14 protein-coding genes are annotated in these 19,599 nt (G+C 53.8%); 6 read left to right on the top strand and 8 right to left on the bottom strand.

The features are described 5' to 3' along the window. Nucleotides 1-36: 36 nt before the first annotated feature. From DESAC_RS06700 to DESAC_RS06725, 6 genes are all read left to right on the top strand, one after another. On the top strand, nucleotides 37-3,291 hold the full coding sequence (locus tag DESAC_RS06700) for an ATP-binding protein (RefSeq protein ID WP_013706311.1): 3,255 nt from the start codon (nucleotides 37-39) through the stop codon (nucleotides 3,289-3,291). Nucleotides 3,292-3,302: 11 nt separating this feature from the next. Then, on the top strand, nucleotides 3,303-3,920 hold the full coding sequence (locus DESAC_RS06705) for a DUF7680 family protein (protein ID WP_013706312.1): 618 nt from the start codon (nucleotides 3,303-3,305) through the stop codon (nucleotides 3,918-3,920). Nucleotides 3,921-3,944: 24 nt separating this feature from the next. Continuing rightward, the gene (locus tag DESAC_RS06710; RefSeq protein ID WP_013706313.1) at nucleotides 3,945-4,181 is read left to right on the top strand and encodes a hypothetical protein; all 237 of its coding nucleotides are present in this window, start codon (nucleotides 3,945-3,947) and stop codon (nucleotides 4,179-4,181) included. Nucleotides 4,182-4,260: 79 nt separating this feature from the next. Next, nucleotides 4,261-7,485 carry a DUF1156 domain-containing protein gene (locus DESAC_RS06715; protein ID WP_013706314.1) on the top strand — a complete coding sequence of 1,075 codons (3,225 nt, stop codon included), beginning with the start codon at nucleotides 4,261-4,263 and terminating at the stop codon, nucleotides 7,483-7,485. A 119-nt stretch (nucleotides 7,486-7,604) separates the two neighbouring features. Beyond that, nucleotides 7,605-7,934, top strand: a complete 330-nt coding sequence (locus DESAC_RS06720) for a hypothetical protein (RefSeq protein ID WP_013706315.1) — start codon at nucleotides 7,605-7,607, stop codon at nucleotides 7,932-7,934. Between the two features lie 158 nt (nucleotides 7,935-8,092). After that, entirely contained in the window at nucleotides 8,093-12,022 is a 3,930-nt protein-coding gene (locus DESAC_RS06725; RefSeq protein ID WP_013706317.1) for a helicase-related protein, read from the top strand. A 6-nt stretch (nucleotides 12,023-12,028) separates the two neighbouring features. On the opposite strand, the gene DESAC_RS06730 is transcribed toward DESAC_RS06725, so the two are convergent. The 8 genes from DESAC_RS06730 to DESAC_RS06765 form a co-directional block, all read right to left on the bottom strand. Next, nucleotides 12,029-12,697: a phospholipase D family nuclease gene (locus DESAC_RS06730; protein ID WP_013706318.1), complete on the bottom strand. Its 669-nt coding sequence runs from the start codon at nucleotides 12,695-12,697 to the stop codon at nucleotides 12,029-12,031. A 238-nt stretch (nucleotides 12,698-12,935) separates the two neighbouring features. Further along, entirely contained in the window at nucleotides 12,936-13,652 is a 717-nt protein-coding gene (locus DESAC_RS06735) for a 2Fe-2S iron-sulfur cluster-binding protein (RefSeq protein WP_013706319.1), read from the bottom strand. Nucleotides 13,653-13,770: 118 nt separating this feature from the next. Next, a complete protein-coding gene (locus DESAC_RS06740; protein ID WP_013706320.1) occupies nucleotides 13,771-15,624 on the bottom strand; it encodes an NADH-quinone oxidoreductase subunit NuoF in 1,854 nt (617 codons plus the stop codon). A gap of 89 nt (nucleotides 15,625-15,713) precedes the next feature. Beyond that, a complete protein-coding gene (gene nuoE / locus DESAC_RS06745; protein WP_013706321.1) occupies nucleotides 15,714-16,169 on the bottom strand; it encodes an NADH-quinone oxidoreductase subunit NuoE in 456 nt (151 codons plus the stop codon). Next, complete coding sequence (gene porB / locus DESAC_RS06750) at nucleotides 16,169-17,158, bottom strand: pyruvate synthase subunit PorB (protein WP_013706322.1); 990 nt, start codon at nucleotides 17,156-17,158, stop codon at nucleotides 16,169-16,171. The genes nuoE and porB overlap by 1 nt, the downstream gene beginning before the upstream one ends. Next, the gene (porA, locus tag DESAC_RS06755; protein WP_013706323.1) at nucleotides 17,158-18,333 is read right to left on the bottom strand and encodes a 2-ketoisovalerate ferredoxin oxidoreductase subunit alpha; all 1,176 of its coding nucleotides are present in this window, start codon (nucleotides 18,331-18,333) and stop codon (nucleotides 17,158-17,160) included. The genes porB and porA overlap by 1 nt, the downstream gene beginning before the upstream one ends. Beyond that, nucleotides 18,333-18,626: a 4Fe-4S binding protein gene (locus DESAC_RS06760; RefSeq protein ID WP_013706324.1), complete on the bottom strand. Its 294-nt coding sequence runs from the start codon at nucleotides 18,624-18,626 to the stop codon at nucleotides 18,333-18,335. The genes porA and DESAC_RS06760 overlap by 1 nt, the downstream gene beginning before the upstream one ends. Further along, entirely contained in the window at nucleotides 18,623-19,180 is a 558-nt protein-coding gene (locus DESAC_RS06765; protein WP_013706325.1) for a 2-oxoacid:acceptor oxidoreductase subunit gamma family protein, read from the bottom strand. The genes DESAC_RS06760 and DESAC_RS06765 overlap by 4 nt, the downstream gene beginning before the upstream one ends. Nucleotides 19,181-19,599: the final 419 nt, after the last annotated feature.

The following is a 19,599-nucleotide window of genomic DNA, read 5'->3' on the forward strand; positions in this document are numbered from 1 at the left end:
GACTGGTTAGCGTTAATCCGGTTAAGGAGAAGTGCTATGAGATCAATCTTACAGACATGCAAGCCTCGCCATGACATCCTCACCGGGACGTTTAATCCGGAGATTTTCACGGCTAATCTCAGTCAGGTAATGGACAGTTATCGAGGCAAAAGCAGCATTATTCACTCTCTGTATACTGACGCCAGGCAATTTTTTAAAGACGCCACCTATCCCACCGAAAGCCTGAAATTGATGCTTGCGGATGTCCTGGGACGATTGGCCGGAGACAATTCGTTGCCGGCGATCCATCGACTGGAAACCGCCTTTGGGGGTGGAAAGACCCACATGCTTATCGCCCTGGCGCATCTAAGTTTTCGAGGGCAGGAACTGGTTGATGCGGTGCAGGACATTATTGATCCCACGATCTTGCCTCCGCCGGGGCAGGTACAGGTGGTGGGCATAGCCGGTGATGAACTGCCGGTTCATCAGCCCCAAGGGGCAGTCCTCTCGCCTTACACCCTCTGGGGAGAGTTGGCCTTTCAGATCGGCGGGGAAGCCTTATACCGGGAGAGGGAAACCGAAGTCCGGTCTTATGCCGCGCCGGGGAGGAACTTCTTGGAACAGGTCTTCGGGGGGCGCAAGGTTCTCATTATGCTGGATGAACTGGCTCAATATGCCGCCAGGCTACAGGCCGCCCGACCGGACGGGGCCGAAATGTTGGCCGCTTTTCTCATGGCCCTCCATAGTTATGCCAGAACGCATGCCGGGGTAGCGGTGGTGCTGACGCTGGCCAGCGCCGCGGATGCCTTTGCCAAAAACACAGAAAAGCTTCGGGAACTGATTGCGACGGTAAAGGGGGAAGACGTTGATGAGATCCAAGCGTGGGAATTGGCGCAAAAAGCGGAGAAAGATATCCGCAGTGTAATTGCCCGGGACGCCACGACGGTGGTCCCCATTCAGGCCGGGGAAATTTCCCGTATTCTGGCCAAAAGATTATTTGACCAGGTGGATGCCGAAGCGGCGGCGGCAACGGCCCAAGCCTACCTTAAACTGTATGGCACTCATGCGGCGGTGCTGCCGCCTCGGGCCTCGCAGCACGATTTTCACGACCTCATCACGGCGCATTATCCCTTCCATCCCACGTTTATCCGTTTTTTGAATGAAAAACTGGCCACGGTGGAGACGTTTCAGGGCACCAGAGGAGTGCTGCGAGTATTGGCTTTAGTCATACGAAGTCTGTGGCAAAAAAGACTAGAGACGCCGCTGATCCATACCTGTCATGTTCCCCTTGACGATCCCGGGGTGGTTAATGAAATTATGGGACGGACGGGAGGCGGCGATCTTTTGCCGGTGCTCAATGCCGACGTGGGCGGACCTGATTCGGCCAGTCTTTCTTTAGGAAAGAGTTACGCCCAGATGGCTGATCAGAAGAATCCGCATCCTCTGGGTTATCCTTTGTACGAATATACCTGGAAGACCGTTTTTTTGCACAGTCTGGTGGGACGGACGGAACAACTTAATTCCAATCTTTTCGGCATCACGGAAGCAGAGGCGACTCTGGCGGTGACCTTTCCTGGTCTGACCCCGCCACAGGTAAAGATGGCCTTGGATAAGATCGAAGACATTGAGGATGGCGCCCTTTATTTGCGCTTTCATCAGGGCCGATATTATGCCAGTTTAGACCCTTCCATCAACACCACTTTGAACGCGGTGCGTCGTTCTTTGAAAACCGAGCACATACAGGGCTTATTGGATGCGACAGCTCGAAAGATTATTACCAGCAGCCAGTCAGTGTTCCACGTCGTTCACGATGTGACGTTGCCAGAGCATATCCCGGATACTGATAAACAGCCGATCCTGGCGGTGGTGTCTCTGGATGCCGACCACGTTAAAGCCGAAGATTTTATTCTCTCCGCCGGTGCCAACAAACCTCGCTTTCATCAAAATGTTGTCTTTCTGCTGTTGCCGCAAACCGTAAGAGAGGCCACCGAACCTTGGGGGGAGGAAAAGGTTACCCGGTCCCAAGAAATGCTCAATCGTATGGAGGCAATGGCGGCCACAGTGCTGTCGATGCGAACCCTAAAAGCCCAACCGGAGAATTTTGGCATCAGCGCCGCCAAGCTGGTGGAGGCGGAATTTGATAAAAAACTCAAGGAAAAAGAATTAGGCTTGGTTACCACCGTGACTCAGGCATATGATGGACTGTGGTTTCCTTCGGCGTCCCGACAGATTATCCGCCGGGAAATCAAGGCCGGCGTCGGTGAAGGTGGGGCTTCCATCGCCGAGGAGATCAAACGGATCTTAATATCGGAGGGCGAACTCCTGACGGCGGAAGCGGCCGTTACCCAGGAGCATTTGTTGGCTTTGGGAAAACTCTTCTTTGAGAACCAGGACACAAGCTCTTTAATCGTTGTGAAGGACAATTTTACCCGCCAACGGCATTGGCCGGTGCTGGAACAGACCGCGCTGTTGCCGCAGATCATCCGGGCGGGCGTCAATCGGGGTGTTTGGTGTCTCTTCCGCCTGGCCAGTAGTGAGAGTGTAAAACCGGAAGAATTTTTTAGTCGGGACACCGGCGAACTCCCTTTTGATTTAGACCTCACCCAGGAAGGTTGGTCTCTGGTTACCCTGCCCGGGGCCAAGAAGCGGGGCTGGGGGCCGGCGGCTATAGACAAAAAGAAGCTCGAACACTTAGTGATTCACCAGATTGAAGAGAAAGAAGCCGTCACTGTTAAAGACGTCCAGGCTGAGACCCTGAAAAACTTTGGTGAGGTCCCGGAGGAAATCCTCTACGATGTTATTAAAGACCAGTTGCGCCATGGCAAACTGGCGGCTTATCCTGGGGTTGCCGATCAGCAGGAAAAACCGCCGGGTTTATATTTAGGCAAAACTCCGCTAACGCCGCCCATTACGCCTGACCTGGTATTAACCACTCCGGCGGCTGTGGCGGTCAAGGGCTGGGTGACGGCAGGACCGAATGCGTTCAAATTAGCCGGAACTGACGGGGCGCACCGTTTCTTTCCGTTACTGGGGCGATTGGGCAGTCTGTATGCCAGGGGAGCCCAATCAACCATAAAATCTTTGGAACTGGTGGATTATGAAACTCCCGGCGGCGGCGCCTTGCGCTTGACTCTGGAAAATATCCCGCCCGAAGGGATGAAGCGGCTCGAGGAATTCTTTGAGGTGCTGGGAGGAATTATTAGCCCTGGCCAGGACTCTGAGATATATTTAGAAATTGAGGACCCGGACGACTCATGTCCGCTGGTGCAGGAGTTGAAAAAAAGATTCCATAACATGACCATTTCCGGTTGAAACATAAGCGCATGGCAAACCACCATTCCGATCTGTTAGCCTATTACCAGAAGCACCTGGCCTCTTTGGTGACAACGTATCCTTTTGTTCTGCGCCTCGCGGAATGGAAGGATTATCCGGTGCCCATCCTGGTGGTGAAAGAACGGCGTGAATTCATCAGCGACGGCAATGGCAAAAATCAATCATCGCTCCATGGGTCCACTAGAAAGATACTGTTGGAAATCGGTCATCTGGCGGGAGCCGCCCAACGGCGCTGTCTGCCCATCATCCGTCATCTGGTGGCGAAAGTCCGGGATAAGGCGGATGTTCCGCTGGAATTGCACCGCTTTCTGTCCAACGAGGGCCTGCGGCTGCGGCTCAGCCTGCCTTTGGATGAAGAGGCCGGAGCGAAATTGGGACTGATCTTCCGATTACAGGTGCGCCTGAAAGAACTGGATCGGGTGGAATTGATTGCCCGGCGGGTGGCCAATTGCAGCCGGGAAGAGGCCGCTTATCTCCTCTCCCGCACCCTGAGGTTCGGCCCCGACGCCAACCGCTGGGCCATTTCCGGCCTGCGCCTGATGCTGGGCGGCCAGCCAGGCGACCCGGCCGTGGAAAAGATGCTGGCAAGGTTGCGGATCTCGGGGTAACATTCGCCAAAGGAGGCAATTATTATGAAAAGCGTCTTGAATATCGAATTACTTAATAAATTTCAAGCAGTAGCACAAGGGCCGGATGGCGATCTTTTAATCAATCTCTTGGATATCCTCTATGCCAGAATTGCCGATCAAGAGAATGATGATCAATATCTATCCCCCGATGATTTAGAGGCCATTAGACGCGGTCAGGAAGATATGCAGGGCGGCCGCTTTCTTTCTTTGGAGGATTACCGGAGTGGTAAGCGGCTATGAAATACGCCGTTTCTCAGGGTGATGAGCAAAATGTAGCAAAATGTAGGGTGGGCATTGCCCACCCTACGGGAATCATCACATGAATTTTTCTGACAAGCGCCTCATCGAACACGGCTTCCCCTGCCACCAGGTGGGGGCGGAGACCCAACGGGAACGGGGAGCCAGTTCTGCTTTGCCACCTCTCTATTATTTGCATGTCTGGTGGGCCCGCCGGCCTTTGACCCCCAGCCGGGCGGCCATCCTGGCGTCCCTTCTCCCGGCGGACACCGACCCGGAGAGGTTCATCCGCCGTCTGGGCATTGAAAAAGTTCAGGTCCTGGTGCGCGGCCAGGCGTGGACGTTGACGGGGGGCCTTCTGGGAAAAATCCAACGCGACGGGGCAGGACGGGAATTCCTCGCCGTGGATGCCGCGGTGGTGCGGGCCTTGGCGCGAGAGAACCAACAACGGTTGGAAAACCGGGCGTTGATAGCCCAGTTGCAGGCCAAAGACCCAGGAATAGCCAGCGATCCGGTGGTGCAGCGGTGGCATAGGGAAAGTCAGCCTCTGGCCAACCTATGGCCTGAGGAAGGAGAAGAACTACCGGTGCAAAGGGTGATGGGGGACCCGGCGTGGTATAAACAATTGCTTGCTATTTGTAAAGTATATAATACGAGGATACCTAACCTCTATGGATACGATAGAGCATTTGCCAATCCAACCAATCCAACCGATTTAGAACCTCGTGATATCATTATATTAGACCCAACTGCGGGAGGTGGCTCGATACCCTTTGAAGCTTTGCGACTGGGCTATAAAGTTTTTGCTAACGAACTCAATGCTATAGCAGCAACAATTCTTTACGGCACATTAGATTATCCAGCCAAATACGGCATTGGTTTGTTAGATAAGATCGAAAATTATGGAAAGATATTATTAGAAGCTTTGGACGATCAACTATCTAATATTTTTCCTAAAATAGGGAAATTGCCAAAACAAGAAAAGAATGAATTAGAAAATTATCTATGGCACTGCCCTGAATATTCACTAAAGTTCGATAAAGAAGAAGTTACAACTTTCCTCTACACCCGGCAAGTCACCTGCCCCCACTGCCGGGGGGAAGCGCCGCTCTTAAATTCCTGTTGGCTGTCCAAAGAAGCCGGCGATGCCTGGGGGGTGCAGGTTATTCCCGATGGCAGTCTTAAACAGGGTAGGGTTCGCTTTGCCACCTACCGGGTACAGAAGGGAAAAGGCCCCAACGGCGAAGACCCCAACCTGGCCACAGTGAAGGACGCGGTGGGAACTTGCGTGCACTGCCGCCAGGCCATTGACGGCGATGAAATCAAGGCCCAGGCCCGGGGCGAGTCGCCTTTGGGGCAATGGCAGGATCGGCTGTATTGCGTAGTGGCCCAGCGTCTGGAGCCGGTGTTGGACAAAACCGGCCAACCGGTGCGTTATGCCAGTGGCGGGAAAAAAGGCGAGATCAAGACCCGCAAGGTGCGCTTCTTTCGGCCCCCCAACGAGGGGGACCTGGAGGCCCTCAAGGAGGCCGAACGGCGATTAAGGGAAAAATGGCCCCGGTGGGAGGCTCAGGGGCTTATCCCCACAGAGAAATTTCCTGAGGGCAACGATAACCGGCCTATTTCCTATGGCATGCCCCGCTGGTGCGACATGTTCACCCCCCGGCAGCTCCTGGGCCACCTCACCCTGGTGGAGGGGCTGAATGCGCTCAAGCCTCAGATTATTGAGGCATTGGGCTTTGAGAAAGGCCGGGCCGTGGTGACCTATCTGCAATTCGCCATTGATAAGGGAGTGGATTATAATAGTCGGCAGACAAGGTGGGAATATACGAGAGGGATAGTAAAAGGAAACTTTGGTCGCCATGATTTTTCCCTGAAATGGACCTTTGGGGAAATGATTTTCACCGGCCCCAATTCCGGTGCATCTTGGGGTTTGTCACAGGTGTTGGATGCCTACGCCGGGATTGCCGCCCTGGTGGAGCCGGTTCACCGCCATAACTCTAACTCGCTGCCCTTGACCATTCTGCACGGCACCGCGGCCCATATGCCGCAGGTACCTGACCGATCCGTGGACCTGGTGTGCATGGACCCGCCCTATTACAATAATGTGCAGTATGCCGAGCTTTCGGATTATTTCTATGTCTGGCAGAAACGCACCCTGAAAGACCTCTATCCTGAGCTTTTCAACCGCCGCCTCACCAACAAGCAGGAGGAGGCAGTGGCCAACCCGGCCCGGGACGGCTCCGCTAAGGGTGCCAAGACGGCGTATGAACGCATGATGGGAGAGATCTTCGCTGAATGCCGCCGGGTTTTGAAAGATGAGGGGCTGCTGACCCTCATGTTCACCCATAAGAGTCAGGATGCCTGGGAGGCGCTCATCCGGTCACTGATAGAATCGGGCTGGATAATCTCCGCCTCATTTCCGGTGGAATCGGAAGCCGCTGAATCAATGCACCAAAAAAACCTTTCTTCTGCCGCCAGCTCCATTTTTCTCTCCTGCCGCAAGCGGGAGGAGGAGCCGGCCTTACCAGCCATGTGGACCGGTTTGGGGGGACAGGGGGTGCAGGTGCAGATCCGGCAGGCAGTGGAGGCCGGGTTGCAGGAGTTCGCCCCGCTGCAGCTCAATCCGGTGGATCAGATGGTGGCCTGCTATGGCCGGGCCCTGCGGGTGTTGTCGGAGCAGTGGCCGGTTATGGACGGCGATGAGCCGGTATCGCCGTTGCGGGCCATGAACGAAGCCAGCCGGGTCGTGGCGGAGCATCAGATAGGGCGGCTCACCGAGGGGCGGTTGAGCGTCGACGACCTGGACCCGGAAACCGCCTTGGGGCTCACCGCCTTCGGCATCTGGGGTCTGCATGACTTTGCCTTTGACGAGGCCCTGAACCTTTCCAAGTCGCTGAATATCGCCCTGGTAACCAAAGCGGGCGGTTATCGTCTGGAAGGCCGCATGGCGGGCGTCAATCAGGAAACCGCGGCGGGAAGGGCCAAAAGGCCGCGGGGCCAAGAACACCAGGAGGCCAGCGGCTACAGCGCCCCCTTGGTAAAAAAAGGCTCTAAGTTGCGGCTGGCCCAACCGGAAGAGCGCAGCCCGCAGCGGCTGGCCGATCCCTTGACTGACTGGGATGTGGTGCAGGGAGTCGTCATGGCTTACCGCCAGGGGGACATCCCCCTGGTGCGGGATTATCTGGACAGGCGCGCCGCGGATAAGAAAGGCAAGATCAAAGACCTGCTTCAGGTCTGGGCCGCGGAGGTGGATGATCAAGCTTTGCGGCAAGAAGGGGAAGCGATTCTTTTCGGGCTGAGATAATTGTTGGCGACATCCTGACCGGCATTGTCTATGGCGCCGAAATGGCCCGGACGCTCTGTTGAGATTTCCTTGGAGTCCCAGAATAGATCTGAAGTTGGTATTGTCAAAAAGGAGTCCTTATGAAAAAAACAGTCTGGATTGCCTATGATTTAGGGGTAAAAGGTGATTACGAGGGTCTCTATTCTTGGCTTGATAATCACGGGGCCAATGAGTGCGGCCATAATATTGCAGTTCTGGAATATGACGTTAAGCAAAATCTTATCGAGGAATTACAAAAGGACATAATCGAAAACGTTACTTTAAGTAAGCAGGATCGAATATATCTGATCTGGCGGGAAGGTGGCAAGATCAAGGGTAAATTTATTGTTGGTAAGCGCAAAGCCGCGCCCTGGTTCGGTTATGGCGCCCAAGAACCACAAATTGACGAAGAAGTGGAACAGCATGGCTAAAAATCTCTTGCTGGACTCCGGATTCTGGTTCGCTCTCTATGATAGCAGAGATCGCTACCACGATGAGGCACAAATCCTTGCTGATCTATTAGATTTTCATAACTTGGTCATCCCTATGATAAACTCTTTGAATCCACTGTGCTGCGAATGATGCAATTATGACCGATCAGCCTGGAACTGAACGTTTTATGGTGGGCAGCGCCCACCCTACCGACTTTCGCGACCATCCCTGGCGCCTTTCCTATCGCAGTTCCGCCACTGGCCCGGGCGGCAAACCGATCAATATTCTCCACGATTTCTATATTCCAGTGTTACAGTGGGCCGTCCGCTACGACCGGGTGGCGGGATACTTTCGTTCTACCTCCCTGGCTGCGGCTTCCCAGGGCTTTAGCGCTTTTGCTGGCCGGAAGGGGAAAATCCGTTTGATTGTGGGGGCAGATTTAGACCCCAAAGATGTCCAGGCTATTCTCAATGCCTATGCCCAACAGGGGACTGATGGGTCACCAACTGACAACTTGTTGGAGCAGGCTCTCCATGGCAGCCTTGATCACCCTGAAGCTTGGCCGGAAAATGTCTGCCACGGAGTACAGCTTTTGGGGTGGCTTATCGCCAGGCAGGTTTTGGAGATCAAGGTGGCCCTGCGGGTTCATGCCCGCAGCGGTGTGCCACTGCCCTTTGATTCGGTGGAAGATGGCTATGTCCATATGAAATGGGGCGTGTTTGCCGATGCCCTGGGTAATCGGATGTATATCAGTGGCTCCCTGAACGAATCAAAGACAGCCCTCACCCTGAATGCCGAAAACATTGATGTCCACTGTGAATGGCGAGGGGAAACGGAACAGCAAAGAGTGGAGGAAGCAGATCGGGAGTTTCAAAATCTCTGGCAAGATCAGGCGGGCGGGTTGCGGGTGCTCAGCCTCCCAGAAGCCGTCCAGCAACGCTTGATTAACATTTCCGCAGGCATGTCCCGCCCCCGGGAAATTGACGGCGCCAGCGCCGCGCCGCTGGAAATCTCTCCTCCTTCAGCTCTGGAAAGGCTCCAATTTGCCCTCATCAAGGATGGCCCTCTTTTACCGGGAGGCAGGTTTGTCGGACTGGAGACTGCTCCCATTACTCCCTGGCCGCATCAGCAAATCGTGGCGAGGCGGGTCATTTCCACCTGGCCCTTTAGCTATCTCCTCTGCGATGAGGTCGGTTTGGGAAAGACCATTGAAGCGGGGCTGATTATCCGTTCCCTCTATCTGTCCGGTTTGGCGAAACGGGTCCTCATTGCCGCCCCGGCGAGTTTAACCAGACAATGGCACCGAGAAATGGCCAGCAAGTTTTTTCTCCCCTTTGGCCGAGCCGTGGGAGGAACGCCTCTGACCCATGAATATCTTTTACCGGTGGAGGAAAAACAACCTGCGCCATCACTTGTGGCTCCTAATCTCACTATTATTTCCACCGGTTTGCTGGTAAGAGCGGAACAGCAAGCTGTCCTTCAGGCTGCCGGGAGATACGATATAACCCTCATAGATGAGGCCCACTATGCTCGGCGGAAGAATCCGACGCAAGGCCTGCGGGCGGAGCCGAAACTTGGCAAGCTCTACCGGGTTATCGCCGAAATTCTCCGGCCACGGAGTACATGTCTCTTAATGGCCACGGCCACCCCGATGCAATTAGACCCGGTGGAGGTATTCGATCTGATCCGGTTAACGAACCGTTTAGGGCCTTTTCAATACGACCCTGGTTTGTGCCAATGGTATTATGACATATTATCTCGCCTGGTCCGGGGGCAGGCCGTTACAGAGATCGACTGGTCTTTTCTCCGGCAAGCCGTATTGGATGTCCAACGTCATGATCCGCTGTATTATGACTATGTACTCCGGGTGGTGGTGGATGGCAGAATCCGCCTGGCTTTGCGGCGGTGGCTGGATGATGGGCAGATTCCCCGTAGAAATGATTTGCCGGGATTCATCCGCCTGATTTTTTGCACCGCGCCGCTTTCCCGGGTCATGCTGCGTCATAATCGTTCCTTATTGGAAATATATCGCGCCCATGATCAACTCCACGCCAATCTGGCCAAACGGGAAATTCTGCCACTGCCGGCGATTCGTTTTACTCCCCAGGAACAGACCTGTTATGACCAACTGGAAGAATATTGCCAGAAATTAGCCTCGCATATCGCTTCTGGCCTGGAAGCGGACCAGAAGGCGGCTATCGGGTTTTATCTGAGTTTTTTGCGCCTGCGCTTTGCCTCCAGTCTTTTTGCCATTCGTCAAACGTTGGAACGCCGTTTAGCCAAGGTGAAATATACCTTAACCCATTTAGCCGACCGAGGAGAGACGGGTCAGGATGAGCTCGATTGGGAAGACCTTTTAGATGAGGGCGACGATGACCAATTAGTCGCTGAAACCATGCTGGCCAACCGCAAGCCAGAAGACCTGCAATGGGAAATGCAGTATCTGCATTCCATGCTCTTGCCGTTACGTGATCTCTCCGGCACTTCTTCCAAAATGCAGGTTCTGTTGCGGGTGCTTGGCGACCGGAGAATCGCGGGTACCCATCGCATCCAGCCGGTGGTGATTTTTACCCGCTTTTTCGACACCCTTACCGATATTGTCAAGAGGCTCCGTACCATTGATATCCGTCTGCTCATCGGCGCCTATTCCGGCCAGGGGGGACAGTATATTGATCCGAAAACCTTTACCTTAGTCGGAGTCGAAAGAGAGGAGATCAAACGGCGATTCCTCCGGAGTGAGATTGACATATTAGTCTGCACCGACGCCGCCGCTGAAGGGTTAAACCTGCAAGGCGCCGATCTTTTGATTAATTTTGATTTACCCTGGAATCCCATGAAAGTTGAGCAGCGCATCGGTCGTATAGATCGCATCGGGCAAAAATATGAGACTGTTTATGTGCTTAATTTGTGCTACGCAGGATCGGCGGAAGAAATCGTTTATGGGAGACTGCTCAGTCGATTAAGCCAGATCGGTTTGATTGTGGGCGGGCAACAATTGTCGCTGCTGCCCGTTACCAGGGAAGAATTCCAAGAATTGGCAGAAAGAAAGCTCAGTGAACCGGAGTTGGAAAAGCGTGCCAAAGAGAGAGCGAAACTGGCCAAAGAGCGGATCAAAGCCCGAGAAATGCCTGCCGAAGACCTGTATCAGATCTATTCCAGGCTCAGACAGGCAAATGATGCAAGTAAGGCCCCGGTTACCTTAGAGACTATCTGGGAGGTCCTCTCCCGTTCTCTTTACCTACAGGATTTAGGTTGTCAGATCTGGGCCGAGGTGGAGAAGAAGACCATAATGTTACACAATATCCCCGGAATTCCTGATGGCACCGCCCTCACTGCTTCCCGGGATACCTATGAGTATGGCATTGAACAGTTGGAGCGGCCCCTGCATTTTGCCACCTATGGCGATCCTGTCTTTGATACCTTATTGAATCATATGGCGACGTTTGCATTGCCCGAATGTATCAGGCGATTGGAAATTCAAGGACCAATAAGTTCTTTGGTGGGCTATGCCATAGCATCGTTAGAAAAAAACGGCCAACCACAAATCAGGTTACTTTACTCAGGGGAACGTCTCAATATAATTCAATTAGTCGAGGATATGTCTATTTCCGAGGCGGACAGCGAAACTCTCCGGACAGAACTGAATAACCTGATGATTACGGAGAATAACCAACCTAAAATTGCTCCCCAGATTGAAACCCTCAACCACCAAGCAGGGCTTTCTCAGGTGACACTCGGTTATTTAATCATCCATTATCTTATTCGGTTTCGGCAAAAAATGGGGACCGGTGACGAGCATTTCTGGCCGGAGGTCAGGGGGCTGGAAAATTTGTGCCGCGATAAAGCAGTCATTCTGATTCCTGATATCCCGAAGGCTCAGGTCCAGAAACTTTACGGTCTGCTATTCGATCTGCATATTCCGGCATTGGGAGATAGCGCTAGAATTACTGCTCCAACCCCAATAGTTCTCGGAGCTCTGGAGGCAACCTGTCGGTTAGCAAATAAATTGCACGTGAGGAGGGCTGATTTGCTGACTAGAGATGTCCTGAGAAGATTAGATCGGGAAATTAACAATATCCTGTCATAACGGCGCCTACCTCTGCGTTCCGCCTAGTTCTTTTTCAAGGAAATTCATCATTCTGTCAAGCATGCCGTCGCTTTCTCCGACCGGTTGCCTGCCGGGAACCTGTTTACCGACATACTTCTCGGAGTGTTCGGAGTGCTGGCGCCAGTTCTCCAGATAACGCAACGCCAACCGAGTATCCTGGATGATGAGCAGATTTTCGGCGTTCCTCTCCTCAGCCGCCCGGGTGAAGTTGAAAGAGCCGGTAATAACCGTCTGGTCGTCGATAATCATAACTTTATTATGGGCGATAGCGTGGGCGGCATCAATATAGGTCGGTATGCCGGCATTGACCAGAAAATCGGCCGAGGAGTATTTCTTAGAGCGTTGGCTCTTATCCAGGATAACCTCCACCTTGACCCCGCGTTTGTGGGCCTGCACCAAGGCTTTGGCAATCGGGGCAGACGTAAAGGAATATGCCTGGACCAAGATACTCTGTCGGGCCTGATTCAGGGTGTTAACGATGGCTTTGGTAGCCCCGCCCTTGGGAGAAAAATAAAGCTCCCATTGGGCCGATTGACTGAACGGCTCCGCCGCCGCTGGCAGGGGCGCCGATACAACAGCGGTAAGCCATAGCAGCAGGATTATTGTAAGTTGCTTGGGGCGAATACAAGGTTGGCTCCTATAGTTAGTCGCCATCCGGAAAGTCCTTTATTTTTTGGGGTTATCCCTTATAGGGGCGTGGTAACCCCGCCTCGACAACACTGTAACCCCGGCAGGCTCATCCGTAGGGGCGAACCCGGTCTTCTCCCAAAAAAACTGAAGTATTACAATAGCTTGAACATTAAGGTACGCAGTGACCATAAAGTTAAACCTTGAGGGTTCCCGGAAGTGTCGATTGCAGCGATAGGGCGCAAGCTGGATGAAGCCGGATTGCTTACCGGCAATCACGGCAGATCAGGTAGCGCTCCACCGGGTCGCCGGTGAGCTTGGCCCAGTATTCGAGTTGGGCCATAGGGGCGATGTAGTTGCCGCACGATTCACACTTTACCAGCTCAAAGTCCCGGCCCCAGATCGTACGGATGCCGTTTTTCTCAGTATAAGGAATAACATTGTTGGGACAGATAAAGGCGCAGGAGCCGCAGCCGATGCAGGCATCGGATTTTAATTTGAACGGTGTGGCGACTTGTTTCTCGGGAGTGCGATTGATCATACTGATGGCGCTGACTCCGACAATATCCCGACAGGTGCGGACGCACAGACCGCAGAGGATGCAGAGTTCCTCCGGGTCTTCAGTTTTGAAGCGGGATTCAGTGACGCCCAGTTCAGCCGCCATCTCCCGGATGAGCTTGGATTTGGGAGCACGGGCCAATAGAAGCTCCAAGATGACTCGGCGGGCGTCCAGAACTTTTTCGGAATGGGTCTGCACCGACAGCCCTTCTTCCACCGGATAGGTGCAGGAGTTTACTAATCGGGTGCGGGGCCATTCACCGATTTCCACGACGCAGAGGCGACATTGGCCTTCAGGTTTTAAATCAGGGTGATAACAGAGGGTGGGAATTTCTATATCGAGCTGCCGCGCCGCCATCAAAATAGTAGTGCCAGCAGGAACTTTAACATACAAACCGTTGATGAGAAGGCTAACTTCTCCCATGATCCACTCCAGTTTCTGAAGAGATTGGCGTTACTCGGTACCGACACTCGGTCAGGTTAAGGGCGCCGGCGTCAAGACGTTGATAACTTCGGTGGCATTATCAGCGTTCTTTTTGGGTTTATTCCACCTTGACGGCATCAAACTGACAGACGTCGTGACAGAGACCGCATTTAATGCACAGATCCTGGTTGATGACCTGAGGTTCTTTTTTGGGGCCGCTGATGGCGCCGACGGGACACTCACGGACGCAGGCCAGGCAACTGGTGCACTCATTGGGATCAATTGTGTAAGTCAGTAACTGACGGCATACCAAGGCAGGACATTTTTTATCGACGATGTGCTTGGTATATTCCTCGCGAAAATATTTCAGGGTGCTTAAAACCGGGTTCGCCGCGCTTTGACCCAAACCGCACAGAGAAGCGGAAGCCATAGTCCGGCAGAGATCTTCCATCATGGCGAGATGTTTTTCTTCGCCCCGACCGGAGGTGATGTCCGTCAGGATGGCATGCAATTGTTTTAAACCTTCCCGGCACGGGGTACATTTCCCACATGATTCCTGCATGAGGAAGGAGATAAAATAGCGGGCCACATCCACCATGCAACTTTTGGTGTCCATGACAATCATGCCGCCAGAGCCCATAATGGAGCCGACCTGCTGGAGGCTGTCGTAATCTACCGGCAGGTCGAGAAATTGTTTAGGGATGCACCCGCCAGAGGGGCCGCCGGTCTGGACGGCCTTGAACTCGTGGTTTCCGGGGATACCACCGCCGAGGTCATAGACAATATGGCGGAGGGAGGTTCCCATGGGGACTTCTAACAGGCCGGTGTTATTGACCGCGCCCACCAGGGAAAAGACCTTGGTGCCTTTGCTCTTCTCGGTTCCGAGGGCGGCGAAATGCTCTGCTCCCAGGTTAATGATCTCTGGGATGTTGGCCAAGGTTTCCACATTATTGATTACCGTCGGCAGGCCAAATAACCCCGCCTGGATCGGATAAGGCGGTCGTGGCATGGGCTCTCCGATCCGTCCTTCGATGGAGGCGATCAGGGCTGTTTCCTCGCCGCAGACAAAGGCCCCAGCTCCCTGGCTGATTTTGATATCAAAGCTAAACTTGGAGCGCAGGATGTTGGTGCCCAGGAAACCGAAGTCGCGGGCCTGTTCCACGGCTCTGGTCAGTCGCTTCACTGCCAGAGGATATTCGTGGCGCACATAGATATAGCCCTTCAAGGCCCCGATGGCGTAAGCGCCGACGATCAAACCTTCAATCACGGCGTGGGGATCTCCTTCCATAACCGCCCGGTCCATGAAAGCCCCCGGGTCGCCTTCATCGCCATTGCAGATAATGAATTTGACCTCTCCAGGAACCTGTCGGCAAAGCCGCCATTTGCGGCCGGTGAGAAAACCGCCGCCGCCCCGGCCTCGTAGGCCGGACTTTTCCACCTGATCAATGACCCGTTCGGGAGTCATCTGAAAGAGAATCTTCCGCAGGGTGCGGTAGCCGCCGAGGGCTAGATAATCGTCCAGACTCTCCGGGTCGATGGCGTCTAGTTTGCGAAGGACAAGGGGATTTTGGGTCTGATAAAAGGGGATGTCGGCTTTGTGGGGGCAGAATTTACCGTCAATAGGGTCTTGATAGAGGAGGCGTTCCACCAGTCCCCCATTTATCAGAGTAAGGTCAACGATTTCAGCTACGTCCTCGGGTTGGACTTTTTGATAGGCGATCTCTTGCGGCCGGATGAGGACCCTGACGCCGTGGGAGCAGAGGCCGTGACAGCCGGTGGTTTTTAAAATGACTTTGCCGTCTATGCCTTTGGCTTCCATTTCGGCTTTGAAGGCGGCAACCAGTTCTTCGCTTCCCAACGGCAGGCAGCCAGGTCCACCGCAGACCAGCACCTGCAACTGGTTCGGATCCCGTTTAGCCCGCACCAGTCGGCGATATTCCGTAAGATGGTCGATTGATTCAATAAAGGGCATAGGTCATTCTCGTTCTATTAGGTTCGGGGCTTGATACCGGGGCACTCCCAACGACGAGGGATATTGGCCCAATGTCTCGCCTTCCTTACCTATTTCTGATATTTTTTCAATATCTTAGGTACCTTATCGACAGTTACGCGCGCGTGATAGGTGTCATCGATCATCATTACCGGGGCTTGCGCACAAGAGCCCAGGCATCCCACAGTTTCCAGAGTAAATCGCATATCTTTGGTAGTGTAGCCGATATCAACTCCCAGACGGTGGCTGATCGATTCGGCCAGTCGCTGGCCGCCTTTCAGATGACAGGTCGTTCCCAGGCAGACACGACAGATGTGTTTGCCTTTGGGGGTAAGGCTAAACATCTTGTAGAAGGTAGCGACGCTGAAAATCCGGGTCAGGGGGATATTGAGGCGTTCCGCCACTACCTTCATTTCATCCTGGGGAAGATAGTTATAGCTATCTTGAATATCTTGTAAAACAGGTATGAGATCGGCCGGCTGACAATCGTAGCGGGATAAAATGCCGTTTAAGCGTTCTAGGTCCATTATTCACCTTCTTCCAGGGGCGCGAGTGAAGGAAACTCCGGATAGGGGGCCTCACATTTCTTCAATAACAGATCATACCGCTCCAGAACCTGCTGCTGAATGAAATTGACTTCCGGTTCCCGAAGATGCCGAAAGCGGCCTTGAGGTTTGAGATAATCCTTTACCGGCCGTATCTTGGGAATCTCGATGGTTAAGCGGTAGCGGCCGTTTACTACCTCATACAGGGGGAAGACCGCGGATTCCACTGCCAACCGTCCGAGACGGACGGTGAGATCGGTAGCGGAGCGCCAACCGGTGGGACAGACCGAGAGAACATGAATATAGGCCGGTCCAGGGGTCTCGAGAGCCTTCTTGACCTTAAAATATAAATCAAACGGGTAGCTCGGATTGGCGGTGGCCACATAGGGAATGCCGTGGGCCACGGCGATGGCTACCATGTTCTTTTTCCAGGTATGTTGGCCGATACTCAGGCGACCGGGCGGTGAGGTGGTAGTCATGGCGCCGTAGGGGGTGGAGCTGGACCGCTGAATACCGGTATTCATGTAGGCTTCGTTGTCCCAACAGACGTAGGTGAAGTTATGTCCCCGCTCCATGGCTCCGGACAAAGATTGGAGGCCGATGTCGGAGGTGCCGCCGTCGCCGCCCATGGCCACGACCTTGGGGAGATGGGCCAATTTGCCTTTGCGGTGGAGGATGCGATAGGCGGTTTCGATACCGGCGGCTACCGCCGAGGTGTTTTCGAAGGCCACGTGAATCCAGGGGTGTTTCCAAGCGGTTTGGGGGAAGCCGGAAGAGACGATTTCCATGCAACCGGTGGCGTGGGCAATGACGGCATCTTTGCCGATGGCCTTGCAAACCCAGCGGACGGCCAGGGCTTCGCCACAGCCCTGACAGGAGCGATGGCCGGAGGTAAAGAATTCTTCCCGAGGCATCAGGCGGGAGGCGTACACATCAAATTTTTGGCTGTTGGCCACACCGAATTTATCCATTAACCTCGCACTCCATAGAGATGATATTCCTGTTTGGGACCCTGGGCGGATTCATCCCGGGCCAGAGCAACGATTTCTTTAAAAGAGACGGGTGAGACGTCGCGTCCGCCCAAGCCGATGATATAGCCTAGGGTCTCCGGACGTTGACTTAAGGGGTAAAGGGCGCTTCTGACCTCTGCCAGGACCGGTGGAGCAGCGCCGCCGGGTGAAACCGCCCGATCACAGACGATGACTAATTCGGCGTTCCTAAGGGCATCCCGTAGTTCGGCGAAGGGAAAGGGGCGCCAGAGACGCAGTTTGATCAGTCCTACCGGCTCGCCAGCAGCCTGCAGCTCGTCGACGGCAATTTCGGCGACCTCGCCCAGGCACCCCATGGTGAGAAGCAGTATCTTGGCGTCGTTGGCCTTATACCGCTCGACCGGATGATACTGCCGCCCGGTTAGCTTACCCCATTCCTCCCATACCTTGATTATCCGTTCATAGGAGTTCATCAGAGCAACTTGATGGTTCATTTTTACTTCGGCGAAGATTTCCGGCATGGCAAAGGCCCCCATGGTAACCGGATATTTGGGATCAAGGGTATGCCGGGGCAGATAAGGTGGTAAGAACTTATCGACTAGATCTTGATCGACCATATTCATGGCTTCGACCACATGCGTCAGGATAAAACCGTCCATATTGATTATAGTTGGCATAAGCACTTTGGAATTTTCGGCAATCTTGAAGGCCATGACGGTATGGTCGAAGGCTTCCTGGCCGTTTTCGACAAAGATCTGAATCCAGCCGATATCTTTGGCCGCCATGATATCGCTGTGATCATTCCAGATGCTGAGGGGGCCCGACAAGGCCCGATTGGCCACGGTCATGACGATGGGCAGGCGCAGTGCCGAGGCAATGAAGAGAATTTCGTGCATGAGGGCCAGTCCTTGGGAACTGGTGGCGGTATAGGTTCTGGCACCGGCGGCGGACATGCCGATGCAACAGCTCAGAGCGGAATGCTCCGATTCAACATTAACGAATTCGGCCTCCAGATCGCCATTAGCAACCATGGAGGAGAGGTGTTCAACAATGTGGGTCTGGGGAGTGATGGGGTAGGCGGCGATAGCCTCGGCACGGGCTAGTTGCACCGCATGGCTGACGGCAATTGATACTTCCATACCTGCTCGGTGGCCCATTATTCTTCCTCCGGTACCATAGTAATGCAGCCGGTGACGCACTCACGGGCACAGATGCCGCAACCTTTACAATAATCGGGGTCCATATCAAAGTAGCCGTTCGGCTCCTGGATAATGGCCGGTTCCGGACAGACAGTCCAACAGACGCCGCAGCGGATACAGCGGCTTTTGGTCCAGACCGGGTGCTGCGACCGCCAGTCGCCGGTGCGATAAGCTCGGGCATTGCCGGGTTCACGCAGGAGGGCGCCTAATTCAATATCTTGCCAGGTCATCTGGTCTAGCGGCTTGCTCACGATTTTGCCTCCCCCACCACAGTTTTTTCAAATGCCGTCTGGAGTGCAGTGATGTTCTTTACCGCCATAGGTCCAAACCGCTCTTTCAGGGGCTGGGTCATGGAATCGACCTTGACGGCACCGGTGGCGCGGATCAGGGCGCCCAACATAGTGGTATTGGTGATGGGCACCCCCAAAACCTGGCGGGCGATTTGATTGGCATCAACCACGGCCAGACGATGCTTAAAGCCAAATTCCCGGCGGGTGTCGGCAATGGATTTATTGGTATTCAAAACAATGACCCCCTCCGGCTTGAGGTCGGCCGCGGGGTTTTGGATGCGAATCAGACTGGGATCAAGGATGAGCACGACATCAGGATTGGCAATTTTGCAGCGCAGGCGGATATGGTGGTCGTCAATGCGCAAGAAGGCCAAAACCGGCGCTCCCCGACGTTCAGGGCCAAAGCTTGGAAAGCCTTGAGCAAACTTGCCTTCCTCGATGGCGGCTACAGCCAGAAGCTCAACCGAGGTTACAGCCCCTTGCCCGCCCCGCCCATGAAAACGGATTTCTAACATGAATAAAACCCTCGTTCCATACGATTTGCAATCAACATGGCGGCAGACGCTTGTGGGAACCACGCCAGGTACACTTGTACCGGCGTGTTGAATTATCAACTGATGTAACACTTCAGTTGTTTGGGGCGAACACAAGATTCGCCCCTACAGACGGGTCTGTCGATACTGCGGTGCTGTAGGGTGGCCACCGCCAACCATGTTCCTGATCAATTATCTCAGATAGCTGAAGTATTACCAACTGATTATTGTATCTGAATATCTTCTTGGCACAATATTTTTTGCACCAGGATTGAGAGTCTCACGTCGATGTGCAACCAGAAGTAAAATGCCATATAGCAGCGAATCTTGTATTCGCCTCTCAACCGGCGGTCGAACCATATCGTTTATTATCTATTGATTGTGAATATGTACCACATGCA

It is taken from the genome of Desulfobacca acetoxidans DSM 11109 (assembly GCF_000195295.1).
GTDB lineage: Bacteria > Desulfobacterota > Desulfobaccia > Desulfobaccales > Desulfobaccaceae > Desulfobacca > Desulfobacca acetoxidans.